This window comes from Burkholderia reimsis, from assembly GCF_003294055.1.
GTDB classification, from domain to species: domain Bacteria; phylum Pseudomonadota; class Gammaproteobacteria; order Burkholderiales; family Burkholderiaceae; genus Burkholderia; species Burkholderia cepacia.
The window spans coordinates 19,721-41,518 of record NZ_QMFZ01000053.1 but is presented as its reverse complement, the minus strand read 5'-3'; the positions used below and the strand labels follow the sequence as shown (position 1 = coordinate 41,518).

Below are 21,798 nucleotides of genomic sequence, written 5' to 3'. Positions count from 1 at the left end.
CGACTTCCAGTGGCCCAAACTTACAGAATAGCAATGGCATCGAGCTTTGCGCGCATCCTGTCGTGCCGGAGATGTCCGTAGTGCTTGTCGATCATCTCCGTTGATGTTCCTGCCATCCGGGCGACTTCGAAGCTGTCTATGCCGCTCGCGATCATTTCGCTGATTGCCGTGTGGCGAAGCGAGTACATAACAACGGTCGAAGGAAGCTGTGCGGCTTTGACGGCGTCTTTAAATGGCTTCTTCCATAAATCCTTGTTCCATGGCTGGCCATACTCGGTCGAGAAGATGGGGGCGTTGGCGATCTTTCCCTTGACCTGCTCCTCGAAGAAGTGGATTGCCATAGATGACAACGAGACGATGCGATGTCCGGTTTTCCCATCGAGAACGAGCGTACCTTGCTGGCGATCAAAATGCTTGACACTGGTACGTGCGAGTTCGCCTGGGCGAGCTGCGGTGAATAGCATGGCTTTGACCAGTTGCCGGAGATCTTCGCCGCAGGCTGCAATTAATGCACTTCGTTGCTCAGAGGGAAGGAACGACTGTCTACGACGTCCGACGTCTTTGAATTTTGTGACGGTTTTCCATCCCGCGTCTGTCGCAACGAGACGGTCGTGTAGTGCAAGATTCAGGGCTGCTTTCAACGATGCGAGGTTGCGGTTAGCCGAGTCCTTAGCACGCCGGAGGTCATCTTCGTCCTCGGCGGACTCCTCGATCTCGCTGATTTGCTCGGCGAGCCAGTCCTTCACGTGCGAGGTACGCAGCTTTGATAGATCGATGCGACCAATCTTGTTGTCGTAGATCAACCGTTTGAAGCGGCCTTCGGCGTCCGATTTACTGGAGGCACCTTTGTGCAACCCGAGATGCTTGACGTAGTGCTCGCAAGCATTCTTGATGGTAGTGGCCTTGGTCGATACCCCGGCGTCGACAGCTTTCGACCATTCGAGGGTGGCTTTTACCGCGTCGTCGAAGTTCGGGAGGGTTCCGAGCGCCTTGTATTCTTGTTTGCCTGCTTCATTGCGTCTGCGAGCAATCCATGTCCCGTCACCCTCGGCAAGTTTGCGGAATCCGACGTAGAGACCGGATTGGACCCGAGCAAAGTACGGTTCGCGGCGCGGGGGCAATTTGTCGCGTGCGGTCTTGCTGGTGATAGAGGTGGCCATGGTTTTCGTACGGAAATGGTACGGAAATTATAGGCTGGACATCGCCGGATGGCAATAAACGTATATTTCATTAAAATCAGGGTATTGCGCTTGTATTTGGATGTCTGTGGATGGATGTGGATCTCGAATCCTGCCCTCCGAAGGCAGGGGTTGCTGGTTCGATCCCAGCCGGGCGCGCCAAAACATGCCTGTTCAGGCGTTCGGCGGTTTCGCCGTCTCATCCGCATCACCATTTCCCCGCTTGCAGTAATATTTCGGCCTGCCATCAGCGTGGCGGTTTCCGAACGCACGCATCCGACCGAGCGAAACCTTGCACCGATGTCGTTCGACGCACCCGAAGCCCGCCTGAAACACCGACTGAGCATGTCGACCGAAACGACGAACAGCCGCCCGGAAGCCGGCGCCGCGATCACCGCATGACCAAATCCCTCCCAGTCCAGATCATCAACGGCCCGGACGGCGCGCCAGCCTTCGTCGTGATTCCGTACGCGGACTATGTCGCGCAGCGGTGCGCCGCACGCGACCTGATTCCGCACGAGCTCGTGACGCGCGTCGTGTTCGACGGAAGCTCGCCCGCGCGTGCGTGGCGTGAGCATCTCGGCCTGACGCGGGCCGAGGTCGCGCGGCGGATCGGCATCAGTCGCTCGGACTACGCCAAACAGGAAAAGCGCGGGAAGCTGCGCAAGTCGATGCGCAAGAAGGTCGCGGCCGCGCTCGACATCACGATCGCGCAGCTCGATTTCTGACGTTCCGACCCGCGGCGCAACGCGGCGAGCGCCCCGCATGCAGGCGGCCGGCACGCCGTCGCGCCGCCTCGCCGATGTGCGAGAATCCCCCGCAACGACAACTCCAAGCGTCGATCGCGGCGGCCGTCCGCGCATCGCGCCGACTCCCGATGGCTGCCATTCCGTCTACCTCGACCGCAGTCGATGCCCGCGCGCTGACCGATGCGCAGCACGCGTTGCTCGCGCGTCTGCACGCGTATTCCCCTGACGACCCGAACGCGCCGCTGCCGTACAGCCGGCGTCTTGCCGAAGCCGAAGGCTGGTCGCATGCGCACGCGCTGGCCGTGATCGACGAATACAAGCGCTTCGCGTTTCTCGCGCAGGCGGCCGGACACCCGGTCACGCCGTCGGTCGCGGTCGATGCCGCATGGCATTTCCACCTGCAATACACGCTCGAATACTGGGACGTCTTCTGCGCCGGCGTGCTGCGCGCGCGGCTGCATCACATGCCCGGCACGGGCGCGCCGGACGAGGCCGCCGTGTACGCGCAGCGTTATCGCGACACGCTGGACAGCTATCGCCGGCTGTTCGGCTGCGAGCCGCCGGAGTCGATCTGGCCGCGGCCAGCCGACTTGCGTGCCACATCCGGATCGCCGCTCCCGGAACCGTCGGCCGCGAACGGGGCGGGGGACGCGAATTCGCCGGCCGCCGTGCAGTCGCGCAGAACCTGGCGCGACCGGCTGCCGAAACTCGCGTGGCCGGCCGCCGCCGCGAGCGTCGCGGCGACCTGCGCATCGGCGCAGGACTTCAACGTGTTGAACTACGCGGGGCCACAGTTTCTCGCGTTCTATGTGCCTGCGTGCGTCGTCGCGTTGTTGTTGATCGTCGTGCTTCAGGCAATCGAGTTCCGCTGTCGACGCTGGGGCGGGCGTACGCGCAAGGCGTCGGCCGACCTGAGCACCGACGAAGTCGCCTATCTCACCGGCGGCGAAGCACGGGTCGCCGAGGTCGTGACGATGTCGCTCGCGCAGGCGGGTGCGGTCGACCTGTGGACCGCACCCGGGCAGGGTGGCTGCGTGCAGATCGCCGACATGGAACGTGCGGGGCGTCATGACGACCACTGCGCGTGGCTCAAGGAGCAGCCGTCCGGCACCGTGAGCTACGACGTGTTTCGCAAGCGACTCGCCGGGTATGCGCAGGAGGTCGTCGATGGAATGCGCGCACAAGGCTGGCTGTGGGCACCCGGCGAGATGCGCGCGTCGCGCCTGGCCGCGCGTGCGATCGTGCTGATCGTACTGGGCACGGGGGCCGCCAAACTCGCGATCGGCCTGAGCCGCGGGCGACCCGTGTTGCTGCTCGCGGTCTGCATGGTGGTGTTCGCGGTCGCGTACCGGATCGTCGTGCGGCGGCTGACCGGTTTCGGGCGCGGTGGGGCGACGGCTGCCGGGCGGGCCGCGCTGCTTGCGCGCCGGATCGCGCACGATCCGCGTGCCGCGCGAAATCCGCAGCGCCCGCAATCCTCGCAACCCGATGCGCACGCAGCGCAGCAGGCGCAGGACCGCGAACGCGACGAGACGGACCCGTTGCTGTGGACTGCCGCGCTGTTCGGTGCGGGTGCGCTGGCCGGCACCGCTTGGTCGGTGTATTCGCAAACCGTGCAGACCGCGTCGCGGATGTCGTCGCTCGCCGCGCTGAAAGCGGGCAGCGGCAGTGCGTTCGATGCATCGGACAGCAGTTGCTCGTCGTCGAGCTGCAGTTCGTCGAGTTCGTGCAGTTCCAGCTCGTGCAGTTCGAGTAGTTGCGGCGGGTGTTCGTCGAGTAATTGAGTGCGGGAGAGTGAGCGGCGCACACCGTTGGTGAAGGCGGCGGCAGCACATCGCCACGGCGGCCGGCTCCGGTGACGGAACGTGCTGGCCGGATCGAAGCGGCGCCTCCGCCGACGTGTGAGCATCACGAAGGAAAACCGGGCGCCAATGCCCGAGCGCCGAATGATGCACGCACCCGTCATCGGCCGGCGACGGCAATTCCACGCCCACGCGCGGCGCATCCGGGCCACGGACGCGAGACCCCACCAGCCCCTATCTCCGGAACAGAAGCCAGAACGCCGTTCTTATTCGTTGTCGGTTGCCGTCGCCGGCTTTCTATACTGCATCGTCCATGCTCGTGGCCGATGTGCCGCGACGTTTTCCACCGCCGTATCGAGCGGCCCGGCATCGAGCCGCCGCAACGGCACACTTGCGACCGCGAATGAACGTTACGACCTCCGACGATTGTATTGGCGTGCTGCCTGACCATCCGTGGGCGAAGCATTTCATCGTGCTCGGCTACCGGGATGGCGCCTTTTCGGCGATTCCGAACAATTTTTTCCGCACCTGGGTCGATGAAGAGGCGCAGGTCGGTACGTTTCATATCGGCCGGTGCTCGTCGATCGGTGTGGGTTCGATCGCAAAGTACGATCGGGACGTTCAGAAACTCGTGATCGGCAAGCACGTGGCAGGCGGAATGCGTCTGCGATTCCTGTTGAATGGCCAGCACGAGATCCGGACCATTTCCACGAGCCCTTTCAGCGTCTATGGTAACGGCCTCGAGAGTCCGCCGATACCGCAATACGCGGACACCGTGATCCACAACGACGTCTGGATCGGCGACGAAGCGCTGTTTCTCGGTGGCAGCCAGATCGAGAGCGGATGCGTGATCGGCGCGCGGGCCGTCATCCCGCCCAATTTCCGCACCGAGGCGTACGGCATCTATGCCGGCTCGCCGGCCCGTCTGATTCGCTTCCGCTTCACGGAAAAAGTGCGCGAACGACTGCTGCAGCTCGCGTGGTGGGACATGCCGCTCGACTGGATCAAGCAGAACAACGACGCATTTCTGGTCGATCTCACCGCCGACGAAGGGCGCGCACTCGACACGCTCGCAGCGCTCCAGGAAGCCAGGGACCGGGCCGTCAGCCAGCCGGGCCAACCGGCCGCCGTGCCTGCGTCCGTCTGACCATCCGTTCGCGCCGCGCGCCGCGCGGCGCCGCATGACATGACCCCTGCTTCCGACGAATCCGCGCTGGTTCAACACGCGGCGACCCTGTGCCAGAACGGACAATTCGCCGACGCACTGTCGCTCGTCGCGCCCCTGCTCGACCGGCCGGCGTCGGCAGTCGCGGCGCTGCACATCGCGGCCGTCTGCGCGCTCGGCCTGAACCGGCTGGCCGACGCGGAAGCATGGTGGCGGCGCGCGATCGACGCGATGCCGGCGTTCGAGCCGGCCTGCGACGGCCTCGGCGCGCTGCTCGTGTCGCAAGGGCGCCTGCCCGATGCCGAGGCACTCCTGCGCCGGCAGCTTGCGTCCGTCACGCCGTTGCGGGCGTCGCACCATCACCGCTTCGGCAAGGTGCTCGAAGCGCTCGGCCGGCTCGATGAAGCGGAACAGGCATTCGGGCAGGCGCTGCTGATCGAGCCGCAGTCGGCCGACGTGCTGACCGATCTCGGCAACCTGTTGCGTGTGCTCGGCCGCCACGCCGAAGCGGAACTCGCCTACCGGCTCGCGATTACCGTGCGTGCGGACTCCGTGCTCGCGCACGCCAATCTCGGCGCGATCCTCGTCGACATGCAGCGGTTGCCGGAAGCGGAAGCCGCCAGCCGCCAGGCGCTCGTGCTGTGCCCGGATCACCCGGAGGCGCACTACAACCTCGGCGTCGCGCTGCAGAACCTCGATCGCCTGCCGGAAGCCGAAGCGGCCTATCGCGACGCGATCCGTTGCCGTCCCGGCCTGCCGCAGCCGCACAACAATCTCGGCTGCGTCCTGCGCGCGCAGGGGCGCCACGACGAAGCGATGGCCGTGTTCGCCGACGCGCTGTCGCTCGCTCCGGACATGGCCGAAGTGCATTACAACCTCGGCACCACGTTCGCGCACACCGGCCGCCACGACGACGCCGAACGCGCGTACCGCCGCGCGCTCGAACTGCGTGCGGACTATGGCGATGCGCGTTTCGGCCTGGCGACGCTGTTGCTCGGCCTGGGCCGGTTCGAAGAAGGCTGGCGGCGCTACGAATCACGCTACGAACAAACGGCGTTCGTGCACCGCCGGACCCGCGAGGTGCTGCGGTGCGCGCAGTGGCAGGGCGAGCCGCTCGCCGGCAAGACGCTGCTCGTCTGGCAGGAAGACGGCCTGGGCGACATGCTGCAGTTCAGCCGCTATTTCGCGGAATTTCGGGCGCGGCACGCGGCGCGCGTGGTGTTCGCGTGTCAGCCCGCGCTGCATCGGCTGATGGCGACGGTCGACGGCGTCGACGCGGTGCTCGATCACGAGACGGCGATGGCGCAAGCCGCGCAGTTCGATTACTGGACGAGTTTGCTGAGCGCGCCGATGCACACGGGCACGACACTCGACACGATCCCGCCACCGGTGCGGCTCGCGCCCGATCCGGCCAGCGTCGCGCGCTGGCGCGCACGCCTCGATGTATTGCCGGCCGGCCCGCGCGTCGGGCTCGTGTGGAAAGGTAACCCGAAGCATCGCAACGACGCGCACCGCTCGCTGCCGTCGCTTGCGTTGCTGACGCCGCTATGGAGCGTGCCGGGTGTGAATTTCGTGAGCCTGCAGAAAGGGCAGGGCGAGGACGAGGCGCGTCAGCCGCCGGGCGGCCTGCCGCTGCTGCACCTGGGCTCGGAGCTCGACGATTTCGCGGATACGGCCGCGATCGTCGCGCAACTCGATCTCGTGGTGTGCGTCGACACGTCCACCGCGCATCTGGCCGCGTCGCTCGGCAAGCCTTGCTGGGTGCTGCTGCCGAATCAGGACGTGGACTGGCGCTGGATGCACGGCCGCGACGATTCGCCGTGGTATCCGGGCACGGTGCGGCTGTTCCGGCGCGGGCGCGACGAGAGCTGGATCCAGATGGCCGAGCGCGTGCGGGCGGCGTTTGCCGCGCATTTCGCAGCGGGTCGCGTGACGGCGGACGAGACGGCGCAGGTCGTCTGACGTGACGGCGCGCGCCGCGCGAGTGCGGCGACGCGGCATACTGCGGGGAACGCGGCAAGGCCGCCCCTGCTTTCAGATCAATCGAGGCCCTTGTGGAAAACATCGTCATCGTCGGCTCGTCCGGTCACGCCAAGGTCGTGATCGACATCGTCGAACAGGCTGGCCGGTACCGGATCGCCGGGCTGATCGATTCGTTCCGGCCCCGCGGCGAGGAGACCCTCGGCTACGCGGTACTGGGCGCCGAACGCGACCTGCCGGATCTGGTCGACGCGCACGGCATCGCCGGGCTGCTGGTCGCCATCGGCGACAACCACGCGCGCGAGAACGTGACGGCCGCTCTCGCGGCGCTCGTGCCGTGCCTGCCGTGCGTGTCGGCGGTGCATCCGGCCGCACGCATCGGCAAGGCGTCTGCGATCGGCGCGGGTACGGTCGTGATGGCCGGCGCGGTGATCAATCCGTGCTGCGCGATCGGCAACGGGTGCATCGTCAACACGAACGCGTCGCTCGATCACGACGGCACGATGGAGGATTTCTCGAGTCTCGCGCCAGGCGTCGTCACGGGCGGCAACTGCCGGATCGGCCGCGGCGCGGCGATCGGCCTCGGCGCGATGCTGCGGCACCGGATCGCGGTGGGCGAGCACGGCGTCGTGGGCGCGGGCGCGGTCGTGCTGCACGACGTCGAGCCGTACACCGTCGTGTACGGCAACCCGGCCCGCCGGATCCGCGCGCGCGCGGCCGGCGAGCGTTACCTGTAGGCGTCGCGCGTCAGCGCGCGATCAGCTCGACGATACGGCGGACCATGTCGTCGGTGAGCGCCGGGTAGATCGGCAGGCACAGCACCTTGCGCGCGGCCTCGGTCGCGACGGGCAGGTTGTCGCGGTTGGCGGACGGCAGCCCGCGGTACATCGGGAATTCCGAAATCAGCGGATGGAAGTAGCGGCGCGCGTACACGTCGTAGTCGCGCAGCTTCCGGTACAGCCCGTCGCGATCGAGCGGATAGTCTTCGTCGACGAGGATCGCGAAATACGCGTGGTTCGCGACGGTCTGGCCGCCGAGCGGCACGCAGCGGATGCCGCGCACGTCGGCGAGCAGCGTGCGGTACAGCGTGTCGATTTCGCGGCGGCGCGCGAGTGCGCCGTCGATGTGCTGCAACTGCAGCATCCCGAACGCGGCGTTGATTTCGCTCATCTTGCCGTTGATGCCGGGCGCGACGACCGTGACTTCGTCGACGAAACCGAAGTTCTTCAGGTGGTCGATCCGTTGCTTGGTCTTCGCGTCGGGGCAGATGATCGCGCCGCCTTCGAACGTGTTGAACACCTTCGTCGCGTGGAAGCTCAGCACCGACAGATCGCCGTGGGTGAGCACGCTGCCGGTGGTGTTCTGCACACCGAACGCATGCGCGGCGTCATAGATCACGCGCAGGTTGTAGTTGTCGGCGATCTTCTGGATTGCGTCGACGTCGCACGGATTGCCGTAGCAGTGCACGGGCATGATCGCGGTCGTTTGCGGCGTGATCGCCGCCTCGATGCGCGCAGGGTCCAGGTTGAGCGTGCCGGGCGTGACGTCGACGAATACCGGCTTGATGCCGTTCCACAGCAGCGAATGCGCGGTGGCGACGAACGAATACGGCGTCGTGATCACTTCGCCGTTGATGCGCAGCGCCTGCAGCGCGGTGACGAGCGCGAGCGTGCCGTTCGCGAACAGCGACAGGTGCGGCACGCCGAGATACTCGCACAGCGCGCGCTCGAACTGCTGGTGGAACGGGCCGCCGTTGGTCAGCGTGCGGCTCTCCCAGATCTTCTCCAGGTACGGCAGGAATTCGTCGAGCGGCGGCAGGTGCGGCTGCGTGACGTAGATGCGTTCGTGCGGCAGTTGCGCGACGGACGACGCGGGCAGGCTGGCGGTCATGATGGTCTCTCTCGATCTGACGTGAGGTTCAGGCCTCTGCCGCGGCCTGTGCGGTGGTCATGTCGTCGAACAGCGGCGTGTCGAATGCGGTCGCGGGTTCGCCCGCGCACCAGCGGGTCCACATCGTGCGCAGCGCCGACGACAGCCCGGCCGCGACGACAGCCGGCCGGAACGCGGCGGACTCTCCGCAGCGCGCGCGCAGGCCGGCGCGAAGCGCCTGCAGCGCGGCGGTGTCGCGGCCGAGCGCCAGCGCCCTCGCGACGAAGTCGTCCTCGTCCGTCGCGATGTACGCGTCGAGCCCGACGTGCTGCAGCCAGCCCGCGCTGCCGCGCCCGGCCATCGTCGCGCCGGGGATCGTCACGGTCGGTACACCCATCCACAGCGCGTTCAGCGTGGTCGTCGAACCGGTGTAGGGGAACGCGTCGAGACAGAGGTCGACGCCGTGATGCTGCTGCATGTAGACGGGAATGTTCGAGCGCCGGTGGAACGTCAGGCGGTTGGCGTCGATGCCCGCGGCCGCGAACCATTCGGCCAGCGTCTGCTGGTCGCGGTCGTTGTCGAGTGCGCCGAGCGCCATGCGCGCGGTCGGGTCCGCGTGCAGCACGCGTGCCCACACCTCGATCACGTGCGGGCTCAGCTTGTTCAGGCGGTTGAAGCTGGCGTACGTCGTATAGCCGTTGTGCAGCGCCGGCAGCACGTTGACGGGCGGGCAGTTCGGCGCAGGCATGAACGGCGCGATCGCGGGCAGCCGCACGAGCTGCTCGACGAACTGGTCGTCGAATGCGCCATGCGGCGCGACGAAGCGGTCCGTCAGGTAGTAGTCCATCGCGGCGAGGCCGGTCGTGGCCGGATAGCCGATCCACGACGCCTGAACCGGCGCGGCGCGCTGCGCCAGCGCAACGAGCCGGTTGCGGCCGGTATGGCCCGACAGGTCGATCACGATGTCGATGCCGTCGTTGCGCACGCGTTCGAGGAAGGCCGAGTCGCTCATGCCGGCGACGTTGCGCCAGGTCGTCGCGTGGGCCTTGAAGCGTTCCGACGTGTGATCTTCCTCGAAGTGATTATGATAGAAGTGCATCGCAATGCCGGGGTCGGCCGCGAGATGCTCGATCACGGGCACCGCGTAGGAGGCGACCGCGTGGCTGAACAGGTCGCCCGACACGAAGCCGACCTGCAGCTTACGCGCCGGATCGCGCGGGTTCGAGAACACGGCCGCGCGCTTGCGCTTTTGATTGTCGTAGCGCTTGCCGAACTTGCGGTGCTCCGCCACGAGTGCCTGCGGATCGAATTCGGTGCTGTGCGCGATACTGAACAGCATGCTGCTGTGAGTGACGCTGTCGGTCGGGTTGATTTCGATCGCGCGCCTCAGCCAGCCTATCGCTTCCTGCGTTGCACCCAGTTCGAGCAGCACGAAGCCGAGCGTGCCGCACGGCGCGGCCGCACCGGGCGCGAGTTCGACCGCGCGCCGACAGGCCGCGAGCGCTTCATCCGTGCGGCGCAGCGCGAACAGCACGAGACCGCGAATCCGCATGGCCTCCTGGTGATCGGGCTGAAGCTGGTACAGGCGCGTGCACTGCTCGTCGGCTTCCGAGAGACGGTTCATCGCCCGTAGCGTATCCGCGAGCAGGATGCGCACGAGGACTTCATCCGGCAGCAGTTCGACCGTGCGAAAGCCTGCCTCGATCATCTCCGCGAAGCGGCCTTCCCGGTGAAGCGATGCGGACAGCGCGCGCCAGCATGCGCCGTCTTCCGGGTAGTCGGCGACCAGTTTCCGCGCAAGCGCGGTGGCTTCAGCGTGCCTGTTCTTGGCGAACAGCGCTGCGTGCTTTTGCAGCAGCGTCTGATTGGGGCGGCGGGCAGACTTGCCGGAGTCGCTCCGCCCGGCCGCGGTTTCCAGGACGATCGCCGCGTCGATTCCGCTTGGGGCGGTCGCGACCGCTGCAGTTGCGAGCACGATATCGGGTGACGCCAACTGGGCGATCAGGCTGTTCAGCGCGGGCCCGTGCACGCCGCGTTGTTGCGCGATTTCGACCGCGATCCACGCGGCGGCCGTCTGCCCGCTGCGATGCAGCGCGTGAATGTAGCTGACCCAGTAGTAGCCGTTGTCCGGGCTTGCGCCGAGGGCGGCTTCGAAATGCGGTACCGCATCAGCCGCCTGGCCCATATCGGCCAGCAGCACCGCGAGGTTGTAATGCGCATCCCCATGCGCGGGCATCGCGTCGAGGATGGCCTCGTACAGCGCCCGGGCGTCGTCGAACGCGCCGCTGCGATGGCGCTCGAGCGCGTTGCCCATGACGAGCGCAATGTCCTGCGCAAGCTGCTGTTCGGGCGTAAGCGTGGCGGAGGCGGACAGGTCGAGCGAGAGCATGATGGAATCTGCGGAAAGTCGGTCGATACCATTATGGGTAGCGTGCCGCTGCGCCGATGCCGCGAGATGACGGTAAAAGCCCGGTCAGTTTGGCCGATTGAACGGGCCGCCGCGGGGCCGGGCGGCACCCCAAAAAAACGCCCGCACGAGGCGGGCGGAGGCGAACGAGCACGCCCTCACATCAGCGCGTAGTTCTTGTTGTCAGGTTGGCGGCGCGCGCGTGTCGGGCGCCGCGTGGCGCGATTTAACGGCTCGCGATGCTCTGGTACTGGCCGACGGCCTGCACGCGGCCCATCGCCGCCTGGTATTCGTTGGTCAGCTCCTGCTGCGCGCGTTGCGCGTCGGCGAAGATGCGCGCGTTGCTGGCCTGAATCCGGCGGATCGCGGCGATGCCGGCCGGCGGCTGATCGGCCGCGAGCGACGTAACGAGCGGCTCGCGCAGGTCGACGAGGCGCGCCGCCTCGATCCAGTCGGCCATCGCGGCCGCATGTTCGATCGCGTCGGTGAGCGCGTCGAGCTGGGCGATCAGTTCGGTCTGTTCCATCGTGGCTCTCCTGTCCGGCCGGCGGTCAGCTCTTGTTGCTCGACAGCGCGCCGGCACTGTTCGTGCCGCCGAACAGCTGCGTCAGGTACTGCGAGTTGCTGTTCATCGTCGCCATCAGCGTGTTGAGCGCGGTGAATTGCGCCTGGTACTGGCTGGTCAGCTGCGCGACGTAGTTCGACAGGTTCGTCTGCTGCGTGGCGACGCTTTTCAGGTCGTTGTTGAGCGCGGTCGTGCGTGCGGCGATCAGCCCGCCCGTCTGCGTGTAGTTCGTGATGTCCTTCGTCAGCTGCTGGCCGATCCCGTTCGTCGAGTTGAACAGCGACGCGACGCCGGTCGGGTTGTTCTGCAGCGCGGAGTTGAGCGCGGTGCTGTCGACCTGCAGCGTGCCGTCGGCCTGCAGCGTGACGCCGATCGACGCGAGGTTGACCGTCGAGCCGTTGCTGCTCACGCCGCCCGCGACGACCGACGCGAGTGCGTTGCGGATCGTGTTCAGCGTCGAGTCTCCGAGCAGCGGGCCTTGCGACGACGCGCCGGCCGTGAAGCTCGACAGCGAGCCCATCGTCGTGACGAGCGTGTTGTAGAGCGTCACGAAGTTGTTGATCGCCGACGCTTGCGTCTTCGTGTCGGTGGCGACCGTCAGCGTTTGCGGCTGCGTGCCGCTGACGGCGGCCGAGGTCAAGTTCAGCGTGACGCCGGTGATCGCGCCCGTCACGGTGTTGCTCGCGCTCGTCGCGGCGATGCCGTTGATCGTGAAGGCGGCGTCCTGCGCGGCGGTGCTTTGCTTCCAGGCGGCGCTGCTGTTGGCGGACGCAATGGACGACTGGCCGCCCGTCGTGCTGGCCGTCGACGTGACGCCGAGGCTGGAGAGGCCGTTGTCGCCGGTCACGTTGCTGACCGCGACGCTGATCGCATTCGCCGCGCCGGTCGGCGTCGAGCTGAGTACGAGGTGCGCGCCGTCGCTGCCGTTGACGACGGACGCGACGATGCCCGGGTTGCCGGTCGTGTTGTTGATCGCGGCGGCGATGCCGGACAGCGTGTTGTTGTTGCTGCCCACGTTGACCGTGAACGACTTGCTGCCGAGCGACAGCGTCATCGTGCCGGTGCCGAGCGCCGTCGACGCACCGAACGCGGCCGACGACAGCGACTGCGACGTCGCGATCTGCGTGACGCCGACCGAATAGCTGCCGGCGACGGCGCCGGCGCCCGCGGTCGCGGTCAGGCCGGTGCCGCTCGCGGTGGCGGTGAAGGTGTTTTGCAGCGAGCCGTTCGACAGTGTCGTGACGCCGGCCTGGAGTGCGCTCAGCGCCGCCGAAAGGGCGCCGTACGCGGAAATCTGGGTGTTGTCGCTGGCCTGCTGCGCGCTGAGCGCGGCGGTCTGGCCGGCGGTCTTCGCATTGACGAGCGCCGTCACGAGCGAGTTGACGTCCATCGACGAGTTGCCGGTCGATCCGCTGATGATCGATTGGGCAGCCTGTTGCAGCGCGCTGTTGGCCGAGCTGTTGGCGGCGGTGACGGCGGGATTGATCGTCGACATCGTAGTGCTCCGTGCGGCGGGTAGTCCGTGAAATTCTGGATAAGGACCTGGCGGCGGGGCAAGGCCCCGCGCGCCAAGTGACTACGGCCGGGCCGCGCGTTACGCGGGGCCCGGCCGTGGGTTGCTACGCGATTACTGCAGGAGCTTCAGGACCTGCTGCGGCAGCGAGTTTGCCTGTGCGAGCACCGAGATGCCAGCTTGTTGCAGCACCTGGTTCTTCGACATGTTCGCGGTTTCCTGCGCGAAGTTCGCGTCGGTGATCTGCGACTGTGCCGACGACAGGTCGGTCGATTCTGCCTGCTGCGCCGTGGCGATTGCCGTGAAGCGGTTTTGTGCCGCACCGAGCTGTGCCTGAACGTTGTTCACCGTCTGCAGCGCGTTGTCGATCGACACCATCGCGACGTTCGCACCGCTGACGGTGCTGATGTCGAGGGCAGACACGGTTGCATTCTTGTTGACGGCGTTGATCTGCGCAACTGCGTTCGTGGCCGCGGTGAGCGCCGCTGCCGACATGCTGGCGCCGCCGACGCTGGTTGCGCTCGTTTGGAGCGTCAGAGTGCCGACTGCCGCACCCGTGCCGCCCGTTGCGTTAGTGCCGAACACGGACTGGGCATAGGTTTGCGAGATGGCGCCGCCGTTCTGGTCGGTGAACGTGTAGCCACCCTTGCCGTCCGACAGCACGTTGATCGCGGTGACCGTTACAGCCGCCGCCGCCGTCGTGTACGCGCCGCCGCTGTCGAGGCTCAGGCCCGTCACCGTGCCGACCGTCTGGCCCTTCTGCACCAGACCGCCGCCGATCTGTGCTGCCGACATGCTTTGGCTCAGGTCCAGCGTGATCGTCTGACCGACGTTCGCGCCAACCTGGAACGACACGATGCCTGCGTTGCCGTTCAGGATGTTCGTGCCGTTGTACGTCGTTTGCGACGCGATACGGTTCACTTCCTGGATCTGCTGCGCGACTTCCTGTTGCAGTGCTGCCTGGTCGGTCGTGGACATCGTGCCCGTCGACGCCTGGACGGCCAGCTGGCGGATACGTTGCAGGCTGTTCGTCAGCGACGACAGTGCGCTCGATGCCGTTTGAATCATCGACACGCCGTCGTTCGCGTTCGACACGCCCTGGTTCAGACCGTTGATCTGGGTCTGCATCCGGGTCGAGATCGCGAGGCCTGCTGCGTCGTCTGCCGCGCTGTTGATGCGCTTGCCCGACGACAGGCGGGTGATTGCCTGGGACAGGGCGTTTTGCGAGCCGTTGAGGTTCTGCTGTGCAACCAGCGAGTTGATGTTGCTGTTAATTCCGAGCATGGAAAAATCTCCTGTGTAAGCCGAAAGCCCTGGAAAGCCGTTTTGGCGTCGGCGGAAGCACTCGTTCATTGCTGGCCGCCTCAGAGCAGGATTTCGGCGCACCAAAACAAAACTTGAGGGGCGCGTTGAGATTCGGCCCGATTTTTTATCCTTCTTTGTCATTTCGGACCGATCCGGCGCGATGCCGGATGGAAGGGGCCCGAGAGCGGTCTCGCCACGCAGTCGTTCGCCTGTGCACACGCAATCGACAAAAGGGTGGTTTTGTCTGTGATTCCCTGCTATGATGGCGGGCTGAATTGAGATTTCTGTCAAGCCTCTGCCGTTTTCGGCGTGTCTGCTGGCAGTCAAACGCGGCGCTGCACGCGGCTTGTGAAGCGTACTCGCGGTGCTTTCCGCCTCTCTTTTCCGGCCTCCGAGGCCGTATTTCCGCTCGTTTCGCCTGTTTGTGGGGACGCTCGGATGGCCGGTGCGTGGCGCTTGGCCGCTACGTTTTTGACCGTTTAAGCAATTTAGGAACGACATGACGACGATTCTTCTGAAAGAAAACGAGCCGTTCGAAGTGGCGATTCGCCGCTTTCGCCGTGCTATCGAAAAAAATGGCCTGATCGCTGAACTGCGCGAACGCCAGTCCTACGAAAAGCCGACCGCAGTCCGCAAGCGCAAGAAGGCAGCAGCCGTCAAGCGCCTGCACAAGCGCCTGCGCAGCCAGATGCTGCCGAAGAAGCTCCACTAAGAGCGTCTGACGGTTCGCCGCGAAACGGCGGAGCGAGCTTCGAAAGAAGCCGCTCCGCCGTTTTGCTTTTGGGGGCCCGGAATTTTTCGAGCCCCGGGGAAAATCCCGAGGCCGCCGCGGTGCGGCCATGCCGGCAGCCGACGGCTTGCGGTCGCCGGCGCGGCGTTCAGAAGTCGAGCTTCGCGCTCAGGCTCACCGTGCGCGGGTCGCCCGGCTTCACGTAGTCCGCGTACTGGTATTCCCAGTAACGGCGGTTCAGCACGTTGTCGATCGACGCACGCAGCGTCACGTCGTGGCGGCCGATCCGCGTCAGGTAACGCGCCCCCGCATTGACGACGAGAAAGCCCGGGGCGTCGAGGCCGCCGGCCGCGCGCAGCGGCGTCGCGCCGGTGAATTTCGCATCGACGCCGAGCGTCAGCCCCGGCACGCCGGGCACCGCATAGCCGATGTCGCCGGCGAGCACGAAACGCGGTGCGCCCGCGACGCGGTTGCCGTTGTTGCCGATCCCGTTCGCGTACCACGCGTCGAGCAGCATCGCGTCGACGCCCGCGTTCCAGCGCGCGCCGAATTTCGCGCGCGCACCGAACTCGATCCCCTGAATGACCGATTCGCCGTCCTGCACGTAGACGTTCGCCGCGTTCGCATATTCGGCGCTGCGCTCGATGCGGAACAACGCGGCCGTCGCGCTCCAGCGCGCGTGCTCGCTCTTGATCCCCAGTTCGTACTGCTTGCTGCGCAGCGGCTTGAGCACCTGGCCGGCGTTCGCGTAGACGTCGTTCACGCGGCTGCCGGGCTCGAGCGATTCGGCGTAGCTCGCGTACGCGGTGGTCGTCGGCGCGAGCCTGAACACCACCGCGAACGTCGGCGTCACCACGCCGTTCTGGCGATAGCCGGGATCCTCGGCGCCACTCGCCTGGAACGAGCGCTGCTCGTAGTTCATGTAGCGCGCGCCGGCGAGCACCGACCAGCGCTCCGTGAGCTGCACGGTATCGCTCGCGAACAGCGATTTCTGCACGATCTCGCTCGTGCGGTACTGGATGAAGCCGTGCGGGCTGTCGTAGCGGTAAGGATTCGGCGCATACAGGTTGCCGGCGCCGAGCGGCACGAACACGCTGTTCGCCGAATAGTCGTTCGCCTGCTTCTGCCACGACGCGCCGATCACGATCTGGTGGCTGAACGGGCCGGTGCGTACCTTGCCCTCGACCATCGCGCGCCACTGGCTGAAGCGATGATCCTCCATCCCGACGTAGCGGCTGTCGGTGTAGTTGCCGGCCGCATCCTGCAGGTACAGCGTGCTTTCGTTGCGGCGGCGCGTCGCCTTGCTGTAGCTGTACGCGACGTCGAGCTGCCAGTCGGGCGCGAGCTGGTACTGCAGCCCGGCCGTATAGAGCTGCAGGTTCGTGTTCAGGTACTGGTCCCTGCCGCCGAGGTTCGTCGTGCCGCCGCTGATCGTCGCGGGCAGCACGCCGCCCGGATAGCTGCCGGTGAAGATCGACGGCGTCTGGCCCGTCGTGCGGCGATCCTGGTACAGCGCGCCGACATTCACCGACAGGTCGCGCGTCAGGTTCGCCTGCAGCGCGAGCGATACGCTGTCGCGGCGGATGTTGCCGTCGTTGTACGTCTTGCCTTCCTCGTGCGTCGCGTTCAGCCGCGCGCCGAACCTGCCGTCCGGCCCGAAGCGCTGGCCGAGATCGACGTGCTCGGTCCATACATTGGTGCTCCGGTAGCCGACGTCGACGCTGCGCACGGGTTCGGCACCAGGCTGCTTCGTCACGTAGTTGACGACGCCGCCGGGCGTCACGAAGCCGTACAGGAAACCGCCGAGCCCCTTCAGCAACTCGACGCGATCGAGCTGCTCGTACGGCATCGTGATCCCGTACGTGACGAACGGCAGCCCGTCGATCTTGTAGCCGTTCTGCCAGTCGAGCTGCATGCCGCGCACGGTCATGTAGCTGGCCCACGCGCTGTACGCGCCGCTGTTGTCGGACACCGACGCGTCGTTCGCGAACACGTCGCCGAGCTTGTACGGCTGGCGTGCCTCGAGTTCCTCCGACGTGACGATCGTCGTCGAGAACGGCGTGTCGAGCTGGCGGCGCGTGCCGAGCGCGCCGGTGGAGACCGTGTCGGTCAGGTGCTGCGGCGAGTCGTGCGCAGCCGTGACGTTGACGGCAGGCAGCACCGTGGCGCCGCCGGGCGAATCGTCCGCGTGCGCGAGCGACGCGGCAACGCAGGCAAGGGCGGCGGCCACGCGACGTGGACGGACAGGAGGGCGGGCGAGGCTGACGGTCATCGTGGATAAGTAAAAATGCAAGTAAGAATCATTCGCATTGCGATAAAATGTCGCGCATCGTATCAAAACCTGTCGAACGCGCAACAATTCCATGCCGCGTGCAAGGGCATCCAGCCTCGCCAGCGACGGCCGGCACCGCTCGTGCGCGGCGCGTGACCTCAAATGACCTGCATTCCGTTGATCCGGGGCCGCTCGTGCCGGCCCGCTTTCCCTTTGCCGGGTGGGCGATGAACGCGTTCCTGCGACCGTTTCTCGTCCGCCTGCATCGCTGGTTCGGCCTCGCGATCGCGCTGTTCCTGTTCGTCGCGGGGCTGACCGGCGCATTGATCGCGTGGGACCACGAGCTCGACGCGCTGCTGAACCCGGACTTCTACGCCGCACGCAGCGATGCGGCGCCGCTTGATCCGCTCGCGCTCGCGGCGCGTATCGAGGCCGCCGACCCGCGCGTGCAGGTGACTTATCTGCCGCTCGCGATCGAACCGGGACACACGCTGCAGGCCGGCGTGATGCCGCGCACCGATCCGGCGACCGGCCAGCCGTATGCGCTCGACTTCAGCCAGATCGCCGTCGATCCCGCGACCGGCGCGGTGCAGGGGCGCCGCGAATGGGGCGCGCTGTCGCTCGCGCGGCTCGACCTGATGCCGTTCATCTACCGGCTGCATTACTCGCTGTTCCTGCCGGTGTATGGCGGGATCAATTTCGGGTTCTGGGTGATGGGCGTCGTCGGCATCGTGTGGGCGATCGACAGCCTGATCGCGCTCGTGCTCGCGTTTCCGAACCTGAAAAGCTGGCGCAAGTCGTTCGCGTTCCGCGTGCGGCGCGGCGGCTATCCGCTGGTGTTCGACCTGCACCGCTCGGGCGGCGTGTGGGTGTGGGGGCTGCTGCTGGTCGTCGCGGTCACGTCGATCTCGATGAATCTCGCCGTGCCGGTCGTGCGGCCGCTGGTATCGCTGGTGTCGCCGCTCGCCGAGACGCCGTACACGAACCCCGAACACTTCCCGCCCGCGCCGCCGGGCAGCACGATGCTGCCGCGCGAGCGGATCGTCGAGATCGCGCGCGCGGCCGGGCGCGACGCGGGGATCGCCGCGCCGCCCGGCGCGCTGCTGTTCGCGCCGGCGATGAATGCCTACGCGGTCGGGTTCTTCACGCCCGGCAACGAGCACGGCGACGTCGGGCTCGGCAACGCGTGGCTCTACTGGGATGCCGTGACCGGCAAGCCTGTCGCCACCCAGGTGCCGGGCCGTGGCTCGGCCGGCGACCTGTTCATGCAGGCGCAGTTTCCGCTGCACTCGGGGCGGATCGCCGGCGTCGCGGGCCGCGCCGCGGTGAGCGTGCTCGGGATCGTCATCGCGATGCTGAGCGTGACGGGCATCTGCATCTGGGTGAAGAAGCGCAGCGCGCGCGTGCGGGCCGCACGCAGTGCGCGGGCGATTGCGCCGGCGCCGGCACCGTCGCGCGCCGCCAGGTGAGCGGTTGCGCGTTGAGCATCGTTTCGTGAGGGGGCAGCCGGCGGCCTGACCGGAATTGCCGGCATAACCGCCGCAGGGCCGCGGCGAACGATGAGCGGCCGGCGGATGCCCGCGCCGTCAGCCCGCCTTGCGCCGGCGTGCCGGCTGCTTGCCGCCGAGCGCCGCGCATTGCGCGTGGCACGGGCAGCCGACCTCGTGATCGTTGACCATGCCGGTGGCCTGCATCAGCGCATAGCAGATCGTCGAACCGACGAACTTGCAGCCATACGCCTTCAGCGCCTTGCTGAGCGCGTCGGACTGCTCGGTCGACGCGGGCGCGTCACGGTACGACTGCCACGCGTTCTGGACCGGCGTGCCGCCGACGAACGACCACAGGAGCGCGGCGAGCGACCCGTGTTCTTCCCGGATGCGCTGCACGGCACGCGCATTGGTGACCGCCGATTCGACCTTGGCGCGATTGCGCACGATACCGGGATTCTCGAGCAGCTTTTCGATGCGCTTCGGCGTGAAGCGCGCGACGGCATCGACGTCGAAATCCGCAAAGGCGTCGCGATAGCCCGCGCGCTTGTTCAGGATCGTCGACCACGACAGCCCGGCCTGCGCCCCTTCCAGGATCAGCATTTCGAACAGGTGGCGATCGTCGTGCGACGGCACGCCCCACTCGGTATCGTGATAGTGAGCATCCGCTTCAGTCTTCACCCAGTTGCACCGCTGCGACATCGTCTGCCTCGTTTTCAGTGTCGATTCGATCGTGCCAGCATAGCGGAAGCCCTTTTCACGGAACAGCCGGCCGAACGGCAGATGGGCGCGCGGCGCCGATCCGGTTAAGCTTGGCGCCTGTTCGAATCAGCGGGATGAAGGCATGGCGGCATTACTTTTTGCGATCGGGATCGACGGTGGCGGCACGGGCACGCGCGCGGTGCTGGCCGACCGGCACGGGCGCGAGCTCGCGCAGGGGCGCGGCGGCCCGTCGGGGCTCGGGCTCGGCATCGAGCGCGCGTGGGCATCGATCGGCGCAGCTTGCGCGGACGCGTTCACGCGGGCCGGCCTCGCATTCGACTGGCCGCAGTGCGCGCTCGGCTGCGGGCTCGCGGGCGTCAACAATGCCGCGTGGCTCGCCGCGTTTCGCGCGCAGGCGCCGCTCGGCGCGCTCGCGGTCGAGAGCGACGCGTATACGACCGTCGTCGGCGCACACGGCGGCGCGCCGGGGCTCATCGTCGCGCTCGGCACCGGCAGCATCGCGGCGGCGCTCGACGCGGCCGGCGCCTGCCGGATCGCGGGCGGCTTCGGCTTTCCGTCCGGCGACGAGGCGAGCGGTGCATGGGTCGGCGTGCGCGCGCTCGCGTATGCGCAGCAGGCGCTCGACGGCCGCGTACCGCGCGATGCATTCGCGAACGCGTTGCTCGCGGAAACGGGCGCGCAGGATCGCGACGCGCTCGTCCAGTGGTCGTGCGATGCGAACCAGACGATCTACGCGCGGCTTGCGCCGACCGTGTTCGCGCACCGTTCGCATCCGGTCGCGGGCGCGCTGATCGCGCAGGCTGGCGACGAGATCGGCAAGATGATCGACGCGCTCGATCCGCAGCAGGCGCTGCCGGTCGCGCTGTGCGGCGGCCTGGCGGACGCACTGGCTCCGGCCGTGCCGGCGCGCCACGCCGCCCGGCTGCGCGCGCCGCTCGACGATTCGGCGCACGGCGCGCTGCGGCTCGCGCTGCAGGCGCTGCGCGAGGCGGAAGGCAACTGAGCAACTGAAGGCATTCGAGGGCAGCTGAACGCGCACCGAAACCGGGCCGACGGCGGCGATCGACCGGGAACCGTCCGGCAGGCAACCGGGCGCGACGTTAGAATGGCCGTTCCGCAGAGCCCCGAGCGCCATTCTTCCGTCCCATGTACAAAGTCATCGCCACCGATCTCGACGGTACCTTGCTGAACAGCGACCACCAGCTCGATCCGTACACGATCGACACCGTCCGCCGGCTCGACCGCGACGGCCTGCAGTTCGTGATCGCCACCGGGCGCCACTACGCGGACGTCGCCGGCATTCGCGACGTGCTCGGCATCCGGCCGTACCTGATCACGTCGAACGGCGCGCGCGTGCATGCGCCGGACGACACGACGATCCATGCGCAGGACATCGATCCGGCAATCGTCCGCGGCCTCGTGCAGCCGGATATCGTCGGTGCGCACGGCCGCGTGATCGTCAACCTGTTCACCGACCAGGGCTGGCTGATCGACCGCGACGCGCCGCACCTGCTCGAATTCCACCAGGATTCGGGCTTCCGCTACGACGTGATCGACATGGCCGCGCACGACGGCACGGATATCGCGAAGGTGCTGTACATCGGCGATCCGGCCGATCTGGCGGTCGTCGCCGAGCAGATGCGCGTGCGCTTCGGCGATGCGCTGTATGTCACGTACTCGCTGCCCGACTGCCTGGAAGTGATGACCGCGAACGTGTCGAAGGGCCGCGCGCTGCGCTCGGTGCTCGCGCGGCTCGGCGTCGACACCGGCCACTGCATCGCGTTCGGCGACAACATGAACGATATCGACCTGCTCGAAACCGCCGGCCACGCGTTCATGATGAACAACGCGAACCCCGACCTGGTCGCGCGGTTGCCGCACATCCCGCGGATCGGCAACAACTTCGACGCGGGCGTCGCCCGCCACCTGCGCACGCTGTTCTCGCTCGAAGGCAACGCCGCCGCGTCCTGAGCGTCCCGCCCGGGTGGAAATGAAAAACGGGCGCCAGCGGCGCCCGTCGAAATTACCTGCCTCTATCTTCTTGGACAGCGTG

General features: G+C 67.0%; 18 protein-coding genes and 1 tRNA gene. 11 read left to right on the top strand and 8 right to left on the bottom strand.

Translation table 11 applies throughout. The features are described from left to right. Positions 1 to 20 precede the first annotated feature (20 nt). The gene (locus DPV79_RS37205; RefSeq protein ID WP_113047761.1) at positions 21 to 1,160 is read right to left on the bottom strand and encodes a tyrosine-type recombinase/integrase; all 1,140 of its coding nucleotides are present in this window, start codon (positions 1,158 to 1,160) and stop codon (positions 21 to 23) included. A gap of 86 nt (positions 1,161 to 1,246) precedes the next feature. Between DPV79_RS37205 and DPV79_RS37200 the strand changes: the two genes are divergently transcribed. From DPV79_RS37200 to DPV79_RS37175, 7 genes are all read left to right on the top strand, one after another. Then, positions 1,247 to 1,340 (top strand) — tRNA-OTHER (locus DPV79_RS37200). Beyond that, a complete protein-coding gene (locus DPV79_RS42345; RefSeq protein WP_133295761.1) occupies positions 1,311 to 1,580 on the top strand; it encodes a hypothetical protein in 270 nt (89 codons plus the stop codon). Before DPV79_RS37200 ends, DPV79_RS42345 begins: the two co-directional genes overlap by 30 nt. Then, entirely contained in the window at positions 1,577 to 1,906 is a 330-nt protein-coding gene (locus DPV79_RS37195; protein ID WP_021161135.1) for a helix-turn-helix domain-containing protein, read from the top strand. The genes DPV79_RS42345 and DPV79_RS37195 overlap by 4 nt, the downstream gene beginning before the upstream one ends. A gap of 149 nt (positions 1,907 to 2,055) precedes the next feature. Continuing rightward, positions 2,056 to 3,711 (top strand): TIGR04222 domain-containing membrane protein, encoded by a 1,656-nt coding sequence (locus DPV79_RS37190; protein ID WP_113047760.1) that lies wholly within the window; start codon positions 2,056 to 2,058, stop codon positions 3,709 to 3,711. A 421-nt stretch (positions 3,712 to 4,132) separates the two neighbouring features. Next, on the top strand, positions 4,133 to 4,876 hold the full coding sequence (locus tag DPV79_RS37185; RefSeq protein ID WP_113047759.1) for an LbetaH domain-containing protein: 744 nt from the start codon (positions 4,133 to 4,135) through the stop codon (positions 4,874 to 4,876). 39 nt (positions 4,877 to 4,915) lie between these two features. After that, on the top strand, positions 4,916 to 6,856 hold the full coding sequence (locus tag DPV79_RS37180; RefSeq protein ID WP_113047758.1) for a tetratricopeptide repeat protein: 1,941 nt from the start codon (positions 4,916 to 4,918) through the stop codon (positions 6,854 to 6,856). Between the two features lie 92 nt (positions 6,857 to 6,948). Next, positions 6,949 to 7,611, top strand: a complete 663-nt coding sequence (locus tag DPV79_RS37175; RefSeq protein WP_113047757.1) for an acetyltransferase — start codon at positions 6,949 to 6,951, stop codon at positions 7,609 to 7,611. 10 nt (positions 7,612 to 7,621) lie between these two features. Here the strand turns inward: DPV79_RS37175 and vioA are convergent, their stop codons facing one another. From vioA to DPV79_RS37150, 5 genes are all read right to left on the bottom strand, one after another. Then, complete coding sequence (gene vioA, locus DPV79_RS37170) at positions 7,622 to 8,764, bottom strand: dTDP-4-amino-4,6-dideoxy-D-glucose aminotransferase VioA (protein WP_027788660.1); 1,143 nt, start codon at positions 8,762 to 8,764, stop codon at positions 7,622 to 7,624. Between the two features lie 28 nt (positions 8,765 to 8,792). Beyond that, on the bottom strand, positions 8,793 to 11,132 hold the full coding sequence (locus tag DPV79_RS37165; protein WP_113047756.1) for a tetratricopeptide repeat protein: 2,340 nt from the start codon (positions 11,130 to 11,132) through the stop codon (positions 8,793 to 8,795). A 244-nt stretch (positions 11,133 to 11,376) separates the two neighbouring features. Then, on the bottom strand, positions 11,377 to 11,676 hold the full coding sequence (gene fliT / locus DPV79_RS37160) for a flagellar protein FliT (RefSeq protein WP_113047755.1): 300 nt from the start codon (positions 11,674 to 11,676) through the stop codon (positions 11,377 to 11,379). A 25-nt stretch (positions 11,677 to 11,701) separates the two neighbouring features. Continuing rightward, positions 11,702 to 13,210 carry a flagellar filament capping protein FliD gene (gene fliD, locus DPV79_RS37155; RefSeq protein WP_059620871.1) on the bottom strand — a complete coding sequence of 503 codons (1,509 nt, stop codon included), beginning with the start codon at positions 13,208 to 13,210 and terminating at the stop codon, positions 11,702 to 11,704. Between the two features lie 132 nt (positions 13,211 to 13,342). Continuing rightward, the gene (locus DPV79_RS37150; RefSeq protein ID WP_113047754.1) at positions 13,343 to 14,512 is read right to left on the bottom strand and encodes a flagellin; all 1,170 of its coding nucleotides are present in this window, start codon (positions 14,510 to 14,512) and stop codon (positions 13,343 to 13,345) included. A gap of 520 nt (positions 14,513 to 15,032) precedes the next feature. Between DPV79_RS37150 and rpsU the strand changes: the two genes are divergently transcribed. Then, positions 15,033 to 15,245, top strand: a complete 213-nt coding sequence (gene rpsU / locus DPV79_RS37145; protein ID WP_006401410.1) for a 30S ribosomal protein S21 — start codon at positions 15,033 to 15,035, stop codon at positions 15,243 to 15,245. Positions 15,246 to 15,411: 166 nt separating this feature from the next. Here rpsU and DPV79_RS37140 read toward each other — a convergent pair whose 3' ends face one another. Then, positions 15,412 to 17,535 (bottom strand): TonB-dependent siderophore receptor, encoded by a 2,124-nt coding sequence (locus DPV79_RS37140; protein WP_113047753.1) that lies wholly within the window; start codon positions 17,533 to 17,535, stop codon positions 15,412 to 15,414. 227 nt (positions 17,536 to 17,762) lie between these two features. Here DPV79_RS37140 and DPV79_RS37130 point away from each other — a divergent pair, with 227 nt between their 5' ends. Beyond that, the gene (locus DPV79_RS37130; RefSeq protein WP_113047751.1) at positions 17,763 to 19,004 is read left to right on the top strand and encodes a PepSY-associated TM helix domain-containing protein; all 1,242 of its coding nucleotides are present in this window, start codon (positions 17,763 to 17,765) and stop codon (positions 19,002 to 19,004) included. A gap of 117 nt (positions 19,005 to 19,121) precedes the next feature. On the opposite strand, the gene DPV79_RS37125 is transcribed toward DPV79_RS37130, so the two are convergent. After that, on the bottom strand, positions 19,122 to 19,724 hold the full coding sequence (locus tag DPV79_RS37125; protein ID WP_048025305.1) for a DNA-3-methyladenine glycosylase I: 603 nt from the start codon (positions 19,722 to 19,724) through the stop codon (positions 19,122 to 19,124). A gap of 142 nt (positions 19,725 to 19,866) precedes the next feature. Here DPV79_RS37125 and DPV79_RS37120 point away from each other — a divergent pair, with 142 nt between their 5' ends. Together DPV79_RS37120 and DPV79_RS37115 are read left to right on the top strand one after the other, a co-directional pair. Then, positions 19,867 to 20,748: a glucosamine kinase nucleotide-binding domain-containing protein gene (locus tag DPV79_RS37120; RefSeq protein WP_113047750.1), complete on the top strand. Its 882-nt coding sequence runs from the start codon at positions 19,867 to 19,869 to the stop codon at positions 20,746 to 20,748. A 143-nt stretch (positions 20,749 to 20,891) separates the two neighbouring features. Then, complete coding sequence (locus DPV79_RS37115) at positions 20,892 to 21,716, top strand: Cof-type HAD-IIB family hydrolase (protein WP_048025307.1); 825 nt, start codon at positions 20,892 to 20,894, stop codon at positions 21,714 to 21,716. Positions 21,717 to 21,798: the final 82 nt, after the last annotated feature.